Source organism: Dactylosporangium cerinum, from assembly GCF_042653625.1.
In the GTDB taxonomy this organism is placed as follows: domain Bacteria; phylum Actinomycetota; class Actinomycetes; order Mycobacteriales; family Micromonosporaceae; genus Dactylosporangium; species Dactylosporangium cerinum.
The window spans coordinates 440281-454905 of sequence record NZ_JBHSIU010000004.1 but is presented as its reverse complement, the minus strand read 5'-3'; the positions used below and the strand labels follow the sequence as shown (position 1 = coordinate 454905).

Here is a 14625-nt window from a genome sequence, read left to right as displayed (position 1 = left end):
GGGTTCAGACCTTCCCGAGGTACCCGAGCATCTGCTGGATCTCGGCGGTGCGGGAGTCGGTGATGCGCCGGGCGAGGTCCAGGGCGCCGGGGTTGACCCCGGAGCCGGTCTCCATGCGGGCGATCTCGACCGCGTTGTGCTGGTGGGCGACGAGCATGTTGAGGAACCGCTGCTCGAACTCGGCACCGTCGTAGGTCGCGAGGGCGGCGAGGTCGTCGGCGTTCGTGCCGTGGGCGCCGCCGTGGCCCTCGTGGGCGTCCGCGGCCGCGGTGGGTGGGCGGTTCCAGGACTGCAGCCAGACCTGCATGGTCTTGGTCTCGTCGGCCTCGGTGACGTCGATGGCCGCGGCGAGGGTGCGCACGTCCTCGCGGACGGCCTTGGTGCGGGCCAGGCGGACCATCTCCAGGGCCTGGCCGTGGTGGGCGACCATCATCTGGGCGAACATGACGTCGGTGTCGTTGAAGACGGCCGAGGTCGCCGCGGGGGCCGGCTGCGCCGGGGCGGCGGCGCAGCCGGCGAGGAGCGCCGCCGCGATGAGCGACAGCAAGGCAGAGACGCGCAACCGCACTCGGAACCCCTCTGGGAAGTGGGTGCCCGGCGGACCGGGCACCCGGGACGTCAGACGCGCAGCCAGAGCGCCGGGACGTTGGGCGGTTCCCAACCGGCGATGGCGGTGTGAGCCTGGCGGCACTGGTACGTGGCGCCGCCGTACGTGACCCGGTCACCGACCTTGTACGCGGTGCCCGCCTGCCACGTGCCGCCGGCCGGAGGCGTGGTGGTCGTGGGCGTCGGGGTCGGCGTGGGGTTGGTGGTGGGCGTCGGGGTGGGCTGGGTCGGGGTCGGCGTCGGGTTGCCGCCGCCACCGACCTGCAGGTCGACGCAGGAGTAGAAGGCGTTGCCGGTGTCGGCGACGTTCCACCGGGCCAGGACCAGGATCCGGCCGGTGCGCCCGCCGAGGCTCACCGTGTGGGAGACGGTCGCGCCGGGCTGCCGGCCGCCGTCGTCGATGACCGCGATGCGGGTGCTGCCGACGAAGTACTCCCACGTGCTGGTGGCGTGCCGGGCCGTGAGCACCCAGTTGAACGTGACGGAGTTGCCGACCGACGTCGCCGGCCAGCCCTTGTTCGGGTCGTCGAGCTGGGCGAACCGGCTGTTGCCGCCGCTGCAGCTCATGAGGCCCTTGGGACCTTCGACGCTCTGTGGCTCGTAGACGATCTCGCCGCAGTTGGCGACCCGCCCCTGGGCGCACATCGCCTGACGGCTCGCGGGAGAGGAGATGTAGCCGTGCGCTGCCGCCGGCTGGGCCGAGACGAGCAGTGATGTTGCGATGGCGGCGAGCGCCAGAGGTACCAGCGCGACCGTTCTTCGCATCGATCGCTCCCTTCGTGCAGTGGGGGTGATGCTCGCCAATGTAAAGGAAGGATTGTTAACAGTAAATAACCTTTATGGAACTCGGTCGATAGAGCGCTCTCACTTAAGGTAGGTTCCAGCCGCCTTTAACCCAGGACATCCAGCAGGCTGCGCACGACCGGGTTCAGGTGCCGCGGCGCCCAGGCGAGCCCGATGTCGACCGTCGGCGGCACCCCGGTGAACCGGCGCAGCAGCACCCCGGGCACCCGCAGCGCCCTCGCCCGGCCCTCCGGCACCGCCGCGATCACGCCACCGGCCGCCACCGCCCGCAGCAGCTGCTCGTCGTCGGGCTCGTGCCGGACGAGCGTGAAGCCGCCGCCGGGCCAGACCTGCGCGACGATCCGGTCGTACATGCCGGGACCGTTGTCCCGCGGCCACATCACCGCCGGTTCGCCGCGCAGCAGCTCCCGCGGCACCCGCCGGCGCGCCGCCAGGGGATGCCCGGCGGGCAGGGCGAGCAGCAGCTCCTCGGTGCCGACCAGCCGCCACCGGATCCCCTCGTCGTCGACCGGTGGCCGCACGAACGCCGCGTCGTAGCGCCCGGCGAGCAGCCCGGCCACGTTGGGCGCGGTCCAGCCGGTCTCCGGCACCACTTCGACCAGGGGGTGCGCGGCGCGGAACCGCTCGACCAGGTCGTCGACCGCGCCGCCGCGGGCCGATCGGGTGTACGCCAGCCGCAGCCGCCCGCCCTGCCCCCGCACCGCCGCCGCGATCCGCTGCTCGGCGCCGGCCACCTGGGCGAGCAGCGCCGCCGCCTCCGCCGCCACCACCGTCCCGACCGGGGTGAGGACGCAGCCGCCGCGTCCCCGCTCGACCAGCCGCGCGCCGACCTCCCGCTCGAGGGCCTTCACCTGCTGGCTGAGCGCCGGCTGGGCGATGCGCAGCCGGGCCGCGGCCCGGGTGAAGTGCAGCTCCTCGGCGAGGACAGCGAAGTAGCGCAACCGCCGCAGTTCCATAAGCCAGGCTTATCATGGCCCCGCCAACCGGTCTTGGACACCGCCGGCCGGTCCTGGTTCCGTAGGCCTATGAGCAGGAAGATCGCCGTTCTCGGCGCGGGCATCAGCGGACTCGCCTGCGCCGTGCGTCTGCAGGAACATGGGCACGCGGTGACGGTCGTGACCGCGGACGAGCCGGCCGGCACCGTGTCCCGGCTCGCCGCCGCGGTCTGGTACCCCACCCGCACCGCCGCTGACCCGCGCGTGCTGACCTGGGCCCACCGCACCTACGACGAGCTGTCCGCGCAGGCGGCCGCGGGCGTGCCCGGAGTGGTCCCGCGGCCGACCCGCATGATCCTGCGCGGGCCGCACGCCACGCCATGGTGGGCCGCCGCGGTCCCGGACTTCACCGCGGCGCCCGGCGAATGGCGGTTCACTGTGCCGTCCGTCGAGATGGAGGTGTACCTCCAGTGGCTGCTGGACCGGTTCGAGGCCGCAGGCGGCCGGGTGGTCCGGCACAAGGTCGGGCGACTGTCCGACGTGCCCCGGGTGGCCGGCGGCGCGGACGTCGTGGTCAACGCGAGCGGCCTCGCGGCGCGGGACCTCGCCGCGGACCCCGCCGTGCACCCGGCCCGCGGCCAGATCGTCGGCGTCGCCAACCCGGGGCTCGTCACCTCGGTGCGTGACGAAGAGCACCCTGCCGGAATGACATACGTCCACCCCCGCAGCCGCGACGTGGTGCTCGGCGGCACGTTCCAGCCCGGCGTCTGGGACACCACGGTCGATCCGGCCACCACCGCGGCGATCCTCGCCCGCTGCCTGGAGCTGGTCCCGGAGCTGGCCGGGGCCGCTGTGCTGTGGCAGGCGGCCGGGCTACGCCCGGCCCGGCACGGCGGCGCCCGGGTCGAGCTCGACCCCGTCGAACTGCCCGGCGGCGCGCGCGTCGTGCACGACTACGGCCACGGCGGCGCCGGGGTCACCCTCGCCTGGGGCTGCGCCGACGAGGTCGTCACCCTCATCAGTGGCGCGGCAGGCGCATGATCGAAGCATGATTCGCTTCATCCTGAACGTGCTGTGGCTGATTTTTGGTGGCGGCTTCCTGCTGTTCATCGGCTACGCCGTCGCCGCAGCGATCTGTTTCGTGCTGATCATCACGATCCCGTTCGCGGTGGCGTCGTGGCGGCTGGCCATCTATTCCCTGTGGCCGTTCGGCCGCACGCTGCAGGCCAAGCCCGACGCCGGCGTGGCGACCGGGGTGGCCAACGTCCTGTGGCTCGTGCTCGCCGGGTGGTGGCTGGCGCTGAGCCACATCACCGCCGGCATCGCGCTGTGCATCACGATCATCGGGATCCCGTTCGGCATCGCCAACTTCAAGCTCGTCCCGGCCGCGCTCTGGCCGCTGGGCCGCGAGGTGGTCGACCTGTAAGGCCGCGGTGACCCCGGCCTGCGCGGCGCCGCGCAGGCCGGGGGAACGCGTCAACCGACCAGGATCCTCGCCATCACCACGGTGTCGGCGCCGTCGCGGCCGACGGTGACGCCGACAGCGCCAGTCGCCCCGCTGCCGCCCGGTTCGCCGCCGATGTAGATCGCGGTGGTGGCCCCGGGGACGCCGCCGGAGGTCGCGGCGCGGAAACGCGGGTCGTCGGCGAGCTTGCCGCTGCCAGCCTTGTAGGCCTTCGTCCGCAGGATCACGTGCTCCCCACTCACCTCGCAGACGGTCCCGCCGGCCTTCAGCAGCTCGGCCAGGTCGGCCTGCAGCTGCTTGGCCGCGGCGGCGTCGGCGAGCCGGAGGTCGAGCTGCAGCCCCACGTCCGGTCCATCGCCCGTCGCGGTCTGCGCGCCGGTTCCCGGCGGGCCGGCGACGGTGAACGACACCGACGTCGCGGTGGAGACGGCCTTCGTCAGGGCCTCCGTGCTCTTCTGCATCCCGACGAAGTTGCCGCCGCCGGTGAGCAGCTCGGGGTGCTCCCGGACGTACTTCTCGACCGCCGCAGGGTCGGACGGGTCCACGCCGGGCGGCAGGGTCAGCCCGGTGTCGGGGTCGGCGCCCGGCGGCAGTTCGTCCGGATCGAACCCGCCCTCGCCGGCGGCGAAGCCGAACATCGCCATCGGGAACAGGAACGTGGACAGCAGGCTGCCGGCGCCGCCGAAGAACGAGGAGGTGTCGCCGAACGGCCCGCCGGCGACGCCGGCCGCGGTGACACCGGCCGGAAGGGCACCGAGGAGCGCGAGGGCGTCGGTGCCGCCCGCCGCGCCGGTCAGCGGCAGGCCGCCGCCGGACACCCGGGCGCGGACCTCGAAACCGTCGTCACCGGCCTGGACGCCGGCGACGAGAATGCCCTTGACCGTCGGCGGGAGGGCCGGCGCGATGTCGAACGCCTCCCCCTCGTCGAAGTCCTCCTCGTCGATCGCCGCTTCCAGGAACGACTGCTGCAGCTCGGTCACGCGGGCCAGGTCGGCCCACGCCAGGCCGGGCTGGTCCGCGGGGAGCTTGGCGACGGCCGAGGTGAACGCGGGCGCCTTCGACAGCGGGGCCTTCTTCGCGGCGTCCGCCGCTGAGGTGGCGAGCCGCTGGAGATCCTTGCCGCCGAACGCGAGCAGGGCCCGCCCGTCGCCGGCGACGAAGCCGAGCTTGTCCGTGCCGACCTTCTGCTGCGCCGCGGCGAGTGCCGTGCGGGCCTTGCCGTCGTCGCGCGAGGACAGGACGACGAGCACAACGGGCGTGGCGGTGCCCTCCGGTCCGGCCCACACGGCGACGCCGGCCCGGTCGTCGAACCAGGAGGCGACGTCGTTGTAGCCGATCGGCGCGCCGGCGTCGGCGAGGATGTCGCGCTTCGCGTCGTCGAACGACTTGGGCGCGCCGCCACCGGCCTTGCGCAGCAGGGCCTCGACCTTGATCCGCTGGCCGATGCCGGGGGAGAGGTCGATGCGGGCGAACGCGGCGACCGAAGCCGGCACGAGCTCCTCCGGCAGCGTGCCGACCGGGCCGTTCCACAGCCGGGCCAGGGCGAACGCGCCACCGCCGAGCAGGACCACCAGGACGACCGCGGCGGAGGTCAGCGCGAGGACGACCGGCCGGCGGGTCCGCGGCGGCGGCGACTCGATCACGTCTGCGTGCACGTCGACCGGCGTCACACCGGCCAGGAACGCCGGCAGGTCTCCATAAGCGGAGACCGGAGCCGGGCTTTCCACGAATGCCAGGGGCGCAGGGTCGCCGGTTGGAGCGGGATGCGGTAACGGTGCCGGGTCGTCCGGCTGCTCGGCGTCGGCGGGCGGTGCCGCGGCCTCCGGAGCCGGTTCGGCGGTGCCTGAGCCGTCCGGCGGCTCGGTGTGTTCGGACATGGTGATGCCCCTCCCCGTGTGATGTCGGCCGCATCGTAACGGGACACCACGCCCGCGCGGGGCCCTCCGGACGGTCCGGAGAACCCCGCGACAGGTCAGAACTGGCCGGCGATGCCCAGCACTGCGGCGACGAGCAGGAGCATGCCGAGCACCATGCTCAGGCAGCCGCCCCGGCCACCGCCGGCCGGCGCCGGTTCGGCCGGAACGGTCGGTGCCGTGGGCGGGGTGGGCCGCTGCGGGCCGTCCGGGCTGGGGGAGCCGGGTGCGCCGGTCGGCTTGTCGGGGGCACCCGAGGGTGCCTGACCGACGCCGGACGCCTCACCCTCGGGGGTCTCGGGTGCCTCGGAGATGCCTGCGTCGATCGGTTCCGGAGCGGCAGGGGTGGATTCAGGCACTGGCGTTCCTCCAGTCAAGCGTGCTCGATGAGCGGCACGCTACAGGCCGGAGAGGCGTTGTCCAGCCCGGACCACGGCCATCGCGTGACGGTCGCCGGGGCGCCGCCCGAGCCGCTCGATCGGGCCCGAGACACTGATCGCCGCGATGACCCGGCCGGTGCGGTCGCGGATCGGGGCGGAGACGCTGGCCACGCCCGCCTCGCGCTCGGCCACGCTCTGCGCCCAGCCGCGGCGGCGGACCTCGGCGAGGGTGCGGCCGGTGAACTTGCACCGGGGCAGGAGCGGCATCACCGCCTCCGGCGGCTCCCACGCGAGCAGCACCTGTGCGGCGGAGCCGGCGGTCATCGGCAGCACCGACCCGATCGGCACCGTGTCGCGCAGCCCGCTGGCGCGCTCGGCGGCGGCCACGCAGAGCCGCTCGTCGGCGCGGCGGAGATAGAGCTGCGCGCTTTCGCCGGTCGCGTCGCGCAGTGCGGTGAGCATCGGCTCGGCCGCGGTCAGAAGAACGTCGGGTGCCGCGTTGGCGAGTTCGCCCAGACGCGGGCCCGGCCGCCAGCGTCCTTGCGCGTCCCGAACGAGCAATCGGTGGATTTCCAGGGCCTGTGCGAGCCGGTGCGCCGTTGCCCGGGGAAGCTTGGTCCGGTCCACCAGTTCGGCCAGGCTGGCGCCGTCGACACAGGCGGCCAGGATGACCACCGCCTTGTCGAGCACGCCAACACCGCTCATACTGTGTCCCACAGACCGAAACATACCTCCCAAACTTTAGGATGTCCAGATGGTGGGAGAAGCACGACCGCGGACGCTCGCAGAGAAGGTGTGGAACGCGCACGTCGTCCGTTCCGCCGACGGCGAGCCGGATCTGCTGTACATCGACCTGCACCTGGTCCACGAGGTCACCAGCCCGCAGGCGTTCGACGGCCTGCGTCTGAGCGGCCGCACGGTGCGCCGTCCCGAGCTGACGATCGCGACCGAGGACCACAACACGCCGACCGACAACCTGCTGACGATCAGCGACCCCGTGTCCCGCACCCAGATCGAGACGCTGCGGCGCAACTGCGACGAGTTCGGCGTGCGCCGCCACTCGCTCGGCGACTCGCAGCAGGGCGTGGTCCACGTGATGGGACCGCAGCTGGGCCTGACCCAGCCGGGTATGACGATCGTGTGCGGCGACTCGCACACCTCCACGCACGGCGCGTTCGGCGCGCTCGCGTTCGGCATCGGCACCAGCGAGGTCGAGCACGTCCTGGCGACCCAGACGCTGCCCCAGCCGCCGCTGAAGACGATGGCGGTCAACGTCGTCGGCGACCTCGCCCCGGGCGTCACGGCCAAGGACCTGGTGCTGGCGCTCATCACCCAGGTCGGCACCGGCGGCGGGCGCGGCCACGTGGTGGAGTACCGCGGCCCCGCCATCGAGCAGATGTCGATGGAGGGCCGGATGACGGTCTCCAACATGTCGATCGAGTGGGGCGCCAAGGCCGGCATGATCGCGCCGGACGAGACCACGTTCGCGTATGTCGAGGGCCGCGAGTACGCGCCGAAGGGCGAGGCCTGGGACCGCGCGAAGGAGTACTGGACCTCGCTGCGCACCGACGAGGGCGCGAAGTTCGACACCGAGGTCACCCTCGACATCACCCACCTCACCCCGTTCGTCACCTGGGGCACCAACCCGGGCCAGGGTGCGCCGCTGGGCGCGAGCGTGCCGGACCCGGCCGACTTCGCCGAGGACGCCGACCGCGTCGCGGCGCAGAAGGCGCTCGAATACATGGCGCTGACGCCGGGCACGCCGCTGCGCGACGTCGCGGTGGACGTGGTCTTCCTCGGCTCGTGCACGAACGGCCGGCTCGAGGACCTGCGGGCCGCGGCCGAGGTGCTGCGCGGGCGCAAGGTCGCCGAGTCGGTGCGCATGCTCGTCGTGCCCGGATCCGCGTCGGTGCGCGCCGCGGCGGAGGAGGAGGGCCTCAACGAGGTCTTCACCGCCGCCGGTGCCGAGTGGCGCTTCGCGGGCTGCTCGATGTGTCTGGGCATGAACCCGGACACGCTGAAGCCGGGCGAGCGCTCCGCCTCGACGTCCAACCGCAACTTCGAGGGCCGGCAGGGCCGTGGTGGCCGCACCCACCTGGTGTCGCCGCAGGTCGCCGCAGCCACCGCCGTCGTCGGCCGCCTCGCGGCCCCCGCGGACCTGAACTAGTCGAAGCCCGAAGCGAAGACAGGCAGAATCTGACATGGAGAAGTTCACCGTCCACACCGGCACGGCCGTCCCGCTGCGCCGGTCCAACGTGGACACCGACCAGATCATCCCCGCCGTATATCTGAAGCGCGTCACCCGCACCGGGTTCGAGGACGGGTTGTTCAACGCGTGGCGTTCGGATCCCGCATTCGTGCTCAACAATCCCGCCTACACCGGCGCCTCGGTCCTCGTCGCCGGACCCGACTTCGGCACCGGATCGTCGCGCGAGCACGCCGTGTGGGCGTTGCAGAACTACGGCTTCAAGGCGGTCGTCGCGCCGCGTTTCGGCGACATCTTCCGGGGAAACGCGCTCAAGGCCGGGCTCCTGCCCATCGAGTTGGACCTGAAAGTGGTCGAGGAACTCTGGGCCGCGATCGAAGCGGATCCGCAGTTGTCGGTAACGGTCGATCTGCAGGATCGCCAGTTGCGTGCGGGGGGCCACGAATGGGCCTTCCCGATCGACGATTTCAGCCGTTGGCGCCTGCTGGAGGGCCTGGACGACATCGGCCTGACACTGCGCCACGAGGAGTCCATCACGGCCTTCGAACAAGGCCGTCCGGAGTGGACACCCGTCGTTCACTAGGCCCTAGCTGGACGTCTCGATGAGCCTCCGGCCGGATCCGTTGCTCCACAACGATTTCTTTTCCGTCATATGTTTGTATCCTGTGTGCGTTGGGATACCTTGCCCACAGGGACTTCATTTCTGGTACGGGAGGAAACAACGTGAACAAGGCCGAGCTCATCGAGGCGCTCAGCGCTCGCCTGGGCGACAAGAAGTCGGCAAACGCGGCGCTGGACGCGGTGCTGGCCGAGATCCAGGCTGCCGTGACCAAGGGCGACAAGGTCGCCATCACCGGTTTCGGTGTCTTCGAGAAGCGCGTCCGTGGTGCGAGAACCGCGCGCAACCCGCGCACCGGTGAGGCCGTCAAGGTGAAGAAGACGTCGGTGCCCGCGTTCCGGGCCGGCGCCAGCTTCCGCGAGATGGTCGCCGCCGGCAAGGTGCCGAAGGTCGCGCCGGCCAAGAAGGCCGCCGCCACCAAGACCGCCGCCGCGAAGGCCACGACCGCCAAGGCCACGACCGCCAAGGCCGCTCCGGCCAAGGCCGCCACGAAGACCGCTGCCGCCAAGGCCACGACGGCGAAGGCCGCTCCGGCCAAGGCCGCCACCAAGGCGACCGCCACCAAGGCAGCCGCGAAGGCCGCTCCGGCGAAGGCCGCCGCCACCAAGGCCGCCCCCGCCAAGAAGGCCACCACGAAGGCCACGAAGGCCGCCGTGTCGACGACCGCGCGCAAGACCACCACGGCGTCGACCACCACGGCCGCCGCCAAGAAGGCGCCCGCCAAGAAGGCCGCCACCGCCAAGTGACCCGGCCGCAACGCCGGTGAGGCAACGTGAGGGCGGCGCCGCGAATCATTCGCGGCGCCGCCCCTTTCGTTGCCTCAGACCGTCAGCGGGCGCAGCGGATCCCAGGCGAGGATCCGGTCACCGCTGAAGGTGAGGATCCACCCGCTGCCCTTGCGGGTGTGGAAGTCCACATTGGTGCGGCCGGTCAATGCCGTCAGCAGCGCCGGCATCAGCTTGCCCTGGCTGCACACGACGCTCACGCCGCCACGCGCCGCCACGCCCCGCAGGGCCCCGGCCGCCGCCCCGGGTGACTGCCCCTCGTCGAACGCGGCGTCCAGGTCGAACGGCAGGCCCAGCGGCTCCACCGTCTGCGTGCAGCGCAAGGGGGTGGCCGACACCACCCGATCCGGCCGCAGGAGCCGCAGGAGGCCGCTCAGCGCCTCCGCGTCGCGTGCTCCGGTCGGGTCCAGCGGCCGGGCCGCGTCCGGTCCGGTCCATTCCTTGCGCTTGCCGGCCTTCGCGTGACGCACCAGCGCCACCACCGCGGTCACCGGCGGCAGGTCCAGGAACGCCTTCACCACGCCCCGGTCGTGGGCGTAGCTCAGCAGCGCCGGGGCGTGCCCGGCCGGCACCCAGCGCGCCTCCTCGATCTCGTCGTCGGCCGGCCGGTCCTGCCACACCAGGGCCCGCATCGACCAGAACTCGACGGTCTTCTCCACGCCCGGCGCGCCGGTCAGGTACCGGATCGAGGGCAGCCGCGCCTGCGGGACGCCGTGCACGAGGGTCTCCTCGTGCACCTCGCGCACCGCGGCCGCCAGCTCGTGCTCGCCGGGGTCGACCTTGCCCTTGGGCAGGGACCAGTCGTCATACCGGGGCCGGTGCACCAGCACGATCTCCACGCCGTCCCGCGCCGGGCGCCACACCACCCCGCCCGCCGCGCGGACGACCGTGCTCACTTCAACCATGCTGTGGTGTTCTCCTCGCAGACCGCGGCCCACACCGCCGGGAACGCGGCCCGCGCCCGGGTGACCGCCGCCCGCTCCCGCTCGAACAGTCTGCCCGCGGTGACGGCGAGCCGGTGGTCGCCACGGTCGAGGAATCTCGCGACGAACAACCACGTGTCTGCGGCGGTCGCGGCGTCCTGGTGCTCGCCGAGGACCTTCTGCACCTTCGCGATCCGCTTGGCGAGCAGCGCCGCCTCGGGGCCGGGGACCCAGGAGAACGCGTAGCGGGCCCGCTTGGCCAGCTTCCGCACCTCGTGCCAGTCGTCGTCGGGCAGGAGCGGGGTCAGCGCGTCCGCGTCGGCCACGAGCCGCCGCCACGGCTTGCGCGCCAGGCCCGGCAGCACCCGGCTCGCCGGGGCGGTGTGCCGGCCGGCCAGCCGGGGCGGCCGCACCAGCGCCTCCAGGAGCGGGACGTACCGCCCGGAGCGCAACGCCTCGTCCAGCGCCGACAGCGCCGTTTCCTGCCGGCCGGCGAGCGCGGCGTCGATGCGGGCCACGGCGTCGGGATCCACCGGCGCCAGGGGATCGGCCGCGGCGGTGACGTGCAGCCGGGTCCGCAGCACCTCGATGTCCCTGGCCCCGCCGAGCGCGCCGGCCAGCCGGCCCAGCTCGGCCCGCAGCGGCCGGCTCCAGGCCGGGTCGAGCAGCGCCTGGAACGTCTGCAGGTCGCTGCGCAGCCGCCGGGTGCCGACCCGCATCTGGTGCACCGGGGTGTCGCCGTTGGGCATCGTCTCGCGCAGCCGCGCGAACGCGTCGTGCCGCAGGATCCGTGCCACGCCGGACCGCAGCGCACCGGCGATCACCGCGCCGGCGCTGTCGTCGTCAGCCCGGTCGTCAGCCCGGTCGGGGACGGCGGTGGCCGGGTCGGGCACGGCACCGGCAGCAACCAGTCGCTCGGCGATGCGGGCGAGGTCTCCGGGGGTGCCGTCGATCAGCGACACCTCGACGCTGCGGGGGCGTCGGCCGGTCCCGCGCGCGGACAGCACGCGGGCCTCCGCCAGCACACCACCCGAAGCGGAAAGCACGTGGACGGCGGCGCGGACCGTCCGCACCGCGGCCAGGCCGGCCCCGCGGCGGAACGCGGTCACGGCGTCCAGCAGGTCCGGCGGGACGACCCCGGCGCCGGCGGCCGGCCGGCGCAGCCCGCCCCCGCGGCCCGGCAGCAGCAGCGTCCACGTGCCGTCGGGGTGCTGGTGCAGCGACACCCCGGCGTGCGCGAGCGCCGCGTCCGGGGTGTCGTGGAAGGTCGCGTCCACGGTGACGGTGCTGCCCGGCCCGGCGAGATCCGGCAGCGTGAAACCGTCGCGGACGTGGAACCGGACGTAGGAGCTCACGTGCTCGGCTCCGCCCGGTCGACCATCCGGCGCAGCAGCGCCTCCTGCGGGTTCTTGCCCGGCCGGCGGTGCCAGGTGCCGTCGCCGGACAGCTCGAACGCGCCGGTCTCGTCGCTCATCATCAGCTTCAGCATCCGGTCGAGCTCGCCGGCCGCGGCCGGGTCGGTGACCTTGACCAGGGCCTCGACCCGGCGGTCGAGGTTGCGGTGCATGAGGTCCGCCGAGCCGATCCAGTACTCCGCGGCGGCGTCCCGGCCGAACCGGAACACCCTGGAGTGCTCCAGGAACCGTCCCAGCACCGAGCGGACCCGGATGTTGTCCGACAGGTCCGGCACGCCGGGGCGCAGCGCGCAGATGCCGCGCACGATCAGGTCGACGCTCACCCCGGCCTGGCCGGCCCGGTAGAGCGAGTCGATGATCTCCTCGTCGACCAGCGAATTGACCTTCAGCTGGATCAGGCCGCGCCCGCCGAGGGTGATCTCGTGGTCGATCCGGTCGATGATGCCGCGGCGCACCCCGTGCGGCGCGACCAGCAGGCGCCGGTAGGAGGTCTGCCGGCTGTAGCCGGTGAGCACGTTGAACAGGTCGGTGAGGTCCGCGCCGACCTCCGGGTCCGCGGTCAGCAGGCCGTAGTCCTCATACAGCCTGGCTGTCTTCGGGTGGTAGTTGCCGGTGCCCACGTGGCAGTACCGCCGGATGTGGTTGCCCTCCTGGCGCACGACCAGCGCGGTCTTCGTGTGGGTCTTGAGCCCGACGAGCCCGTAGACGACGTGGCAGCCGGCCCGCTCCAGCGTCCTGGCCCAGCCGATGTTGGCCTTCTCGTCGAACCGCGCCTTCACCTCGACCAGCACCACGACCTGCTTGCCGGCCTCGGCCGCGTCGACCAGGGCGTCCACGATCGGCGAGTCGCCGCTGGTCCGGTACAGCGTCAGCTTGATCGCCAGCACGTTGGGGTCGGCGGCGGCCTGCTCCACGAACCGCTGCACGCTGGTGGAGAACGAGTGATACGGGTGATGCACCAGGATGTCGTGGTCCCGCAGCCGGGCGAAGACGCTGCGCGGGGTCTCGCCCTCGGCGAAGTGCGGGTGGGTCGCCGGCACGAACGGCTTGTCCTTCAGCGCCGGCCGGTCCACCCCGTTGTAGATCTCCCACAGCGCGGTCAGGTCCAGCAGGCCCGGCACCCGCAGCACGTCGTGGGAGTCCATGTCCAGCTCGCGGACCAGCAGTTCGAGCACGTGGTCGGAGATCGAGGCGGCGACCTCCAGCCGCACCGGCGGGCCGAAGCGGCGCCGGGCCAGCTCCCGCTCCAGGGCCTGCAGCAGGTCCTCGTCGCGGTCCTCGTCCAGCTCGACCTCGGCGTTGCGGGTCACCCGGAACAGGTGGTGCTCGACCACCTGCATGCCGGAGAACAGCTGCCCGAGGTGCGCCGCGATCAGCTCCTCCACCGGCAGGAACCGCACCGTGCGCACACCGTCCCGGGTGGTGCGGTCCAGCGCGTAGAAGCGCGGCACGTTGTTGGGCACCTTGATCCGGGCGAACAGCTCCGGGCCGCCGTCGCGCTCACGGACCACGACCGCCAGGTTGAGCGACAGGCCGGAGATGTAGGGGAACGGGTGCGCCGGGTCGACCGCGAGGGGGGTCAGCACCGGGAAGATCTGCTCGCGGAACGCGGTGCGCATCCGCTCGCGCTCGGCCGGGTCGAGCTCGCTCCAGCGCACGATGTGGATGTGCTCCTCGGCCATCGCCGGGGCGATCTCCTCGGCGAACACCCGCGACTGGCGCGCGACGAGCGCGGTGGTGCGCTCGGCGATCTGCTCCAGCTGCTCCGTCGGCGGCAGGAACCCGGGGCGGCGCACCGGGATGCCGGTCTGCAGCCGCCGCTTCAGGCCCGCGACGCGGACCATGTAGAACTCGTCGAGGTTGCTGGCGAAGATGGCGAGGAACTTGGCCCGCTCCAGCAGCGGCGTGGCGGGGTCCTCGGCGAGGGTCAGGACCCGTGCGTTGAAGTCGAGCCACGACAGCTCACGGTTGAGATACCGGTCCTCAGGCAGCGGTTTTTCGCTGGGTACGACCAGCGCATCGTGCTCCGCGGACGGCTCGTCGGGGGTCTTCTGGCTGGGGACCACCGTGGTCTGCTCCGCCACCGTCTCGCTCATGGTGACCTCCTCGGGCTCGGCCTGGCTCGCCTGGGCGTCTTCACCGGTTGCAGGTGCCGCGGCCTTCGTCGCCCGCCGGACCCGTGGCGTCGCGCCCGCTGCCGGGGCCGCCCGTCGCGGTGCCGCCTTGCGCGGGGCGGCCTTGGGGGGCGCGCTCTGCGGGTCGGGGCGTTGTGCGGCGTTGCGAGGGCGGCTGCGACCGGTAGGCGTTTCGTCCACCGGATCATCATGGCCCGTTTGTGCCGGTCTGAACATGAACTTCCCGCTGCTTGGCGGCTACGGGAGGGTCGGCAGTGTGACCTTGATGACGCCCCCGGCGGCATCATGATCGATGCGGACCCGCTGCCCCAGCCGGAGGTGCCGCAGGCCGGACGCGTCGAACGCGGCGGCCGGGAACTGCAGCTGGGCACCGTCGTCCAGCAGCACCGTCCCGGTGCGGGTGTCCTCGTCGAACGTCGCCACGGTCCCCTGCATCAGT

At 72.8% G+C, this 14625-nt stretch carries 15 protein-coding genes; 5 read left to right on the top strand and 10 right to left on the bottom strand.

Features of this window, described 5'->3' with window-relative positions; translation table 11 throughout:
• Positions 1-4: 4 nt before the first annotated feature.
• The 3 genes from ACFPIJ_RS03050 to ACFPIJ_RS03040 all read right to left on the bottom strand — a co-directional run bounded on the left by ACFPIJ_RS03050 (position 5) and on the right by ACFPIJ_RS03040 (position 2366).
• Entirely contained in the window at positions 5-562 is a 558-nt protein-coding gene (locus tag ACFPIJ_RS03050) for a DUF305 domain-containing protein (protein ID WP_380113001.1), read from the bottom strand.
• A 56-nt stretch (positions 563-618) separates the two neighbouring features.
• A complete protein-coding gene (locus ACFPIJ_RS03045) occupies positions 619-1371 on the bottom strand; it encodes a lytic polysaccharide monooxygenase (RefSeq protein ID WP_380113000.1) in 753 nt (250 codons plus the stop codon).
• 125 nt (positions 1372-1496) lie between these two features.
• The gene (locus ACFPIJ_RS03040; protein ID WP_380112999.1) at positions 1497-2366 is read right to left on the bottom strand and encodes a LysR family transcriptional regulator; all 870 of its coding nucleotides are present in this window, start codon (positions 2364-2366) and stop codon (positions 1497-1499) included.
• A gap of 69 nt (positions 2367-2435) precedes the next feature.
• On the opposite strand from ACFPIJ_RS03040, the gene ACFPIJ_RS03035 reads away from it, so the two are divergent.
• On the top strand, positions 2436-3386 hold the full coding sequence (locus ACFPIJ_RS03035) for an FAD-dependent oxidoreductase (protein ID WP_380112998.1): 951 nt from the start codon (positions 2436-2438) through the stop codon (positions 3384-3386).
• A 7-nt stretch (positions 3387-3393) separates the two neighbouring features.
• A complete protein-coding gene (locus tag ACFPIJ_RS03030) occupies positions 3394-3771 on the top strand; it encodes a YccF domain-containing protein (RefSeq protein WP_380112997.1) in 378 nt (125 codons plus the stop codon).
• Positions 3772-3821: 50 nt separating this feature from the next.
• Here the strand turns inward: ACFPIJ_RS03030 and ACFPIJ_RS03025 are convergent, their stop codons facing one another.
• The 3 genes from ACFPIJ_RS03025 to ACFPIJ_RS03015 form a co-directional block, all read right to left on the bottom strand.
• Positions 3822-5687 (bottom strand): hypothetical protein, encoded by a 1866-nt coding sequence (locus ACFPIJ_RS03025; protein ID WP_380112995.1) that lies wholly within the window; start codon positions 5685-5687, stop codon positions 3822-3824.
• 95 nt (positions 5688-5782) lie between these two features.
• Positions 5783-6082 carry a hypothetical protein gene (locus ACFPIJ_RS03020; protein ID WP_380112994.1) on the bottom strand — a complete coding sequence of 100 codons (300 nt, stop codon included), beginning with the start codon at positions 6080-6082 and terminating at the stop codon, positions 5783-5785.
• 39 nt (positions 6083-6121) lie between these two features.
• Positions 6122-6808: an IclR family transcriptional regulator gene (locus tag ACFPIJ_RS03015; RefSeq protein WP_033357786.1), complete on the bottom strand. Its 687-nt coding sequence runs from the start codon at positions 6806-6808 to the stop codon at positions 6122-6124.
• Positions 6809-6857: 49 nt separating this feature from the next.
• On the opposite strand from ACFPIJ_RS03015, the gene leuC reads away from it, so the two are divergent.
• The 3 genes from leuC (at position 6858) to ACFPIJ_RS03000 (ending at position 9674) form a co-directional block, all read left to right on the top strand.
• Entirely contained in the window at positions 6858-8270 is a 1413-nt protein-coding gene (gene leuC / locus ACFPIJ_RS03010) for a 3-isopropylmalate dehydratase large subunit (RefSeq protein WP_380112993.1), read from the top strand.
• 34 nt (positions 8271-8304) lie between these two features.
• Positions 8305-8892 (top strand): 3-isopropylmalate dehydratase small subunit, encoded by a 588-nt coding sequence (gene leuD / locus ACFPIJ_RS03005; protein WP_380112992.1) that lies wholly within the window; start codon positions 8305-8307, stop codon positions 8890-8892.
• Between the two features lie 140 nt (positions 8893-9032).
• Positions 9033-9674, top strand: coding sequence for an HU family DNA-binding protein (locus ACFPIJ_RS03000; protein WP_380112991.1), 642 nt, complete (start codon positions 9033-9035; stop codon positions 9672-9674).
• A 74-nt stretch (positions 9675-9748) separates the two neighbouring features.
• Here ACFPIJ_RS03000 and ACFPIJ_RS02995 read toward each other — a convergent pair whose 3' ends face one another.
• The 4 genes from ACFPIJ_RS02995 to ACFPIJ_RS02980 are packed head-to-tail and all read right to left on the bottom strand — an operon-like array spanning position 9749 to position 14621.
• A complete protein-coding gene (locus tag ACFPIJ_RS02995; RefSeq protein ID WP_380112990.1) occupies positions 9749-10618 on the bottom strand; it encodes an NUDIX hydrolase in 870 nt (289 codons plus the stop codon).
• The gene (locus ACFPIJ_RS02990; protein WP_380112989.1) at positions 10606-11991 is read right to left on the bottom strand and encodes a CYTH and CHAD domain-containing protein; all 1386 of its coding nucleotides are present in this window, start codon (positions 11989-11991) and stop codon (positions 10606-10608) included. The genes ACFPIJ_RS02995 and ACFPIJ_RS02990 overlap by 13 nt, the downstream gene beginning before the upstream one ends.
• Positions 11988-14366: an RNA degradosome polyphosphate kinase gene (locus ACFPIJ_RS02985; RefSeq protein ID WP_380112987.1), complete on the bottom strand. Its 2379-nt coding sequence runs from the start codon at positions 14364-14366 to the stop codon at positions 11988-11990. Before ACFPIJ_RS02985 ends, ACFPIJ_RS02990 begins: the two co-directional genes overlap by 4 nt.
• 57 nt (positions 14367-14423) lie before the next feature.
• Entirely contained in the window at positions 14424-14621 is a 198-nt protein-coding gene (locus tag ACFPIJ_RS02980) for a cold-shock protein (RefSeq protein ID WP_380112986.1), read from the bottom strand.
• Positions 14622-14625 lie beyond the last annotated feature (4 nt).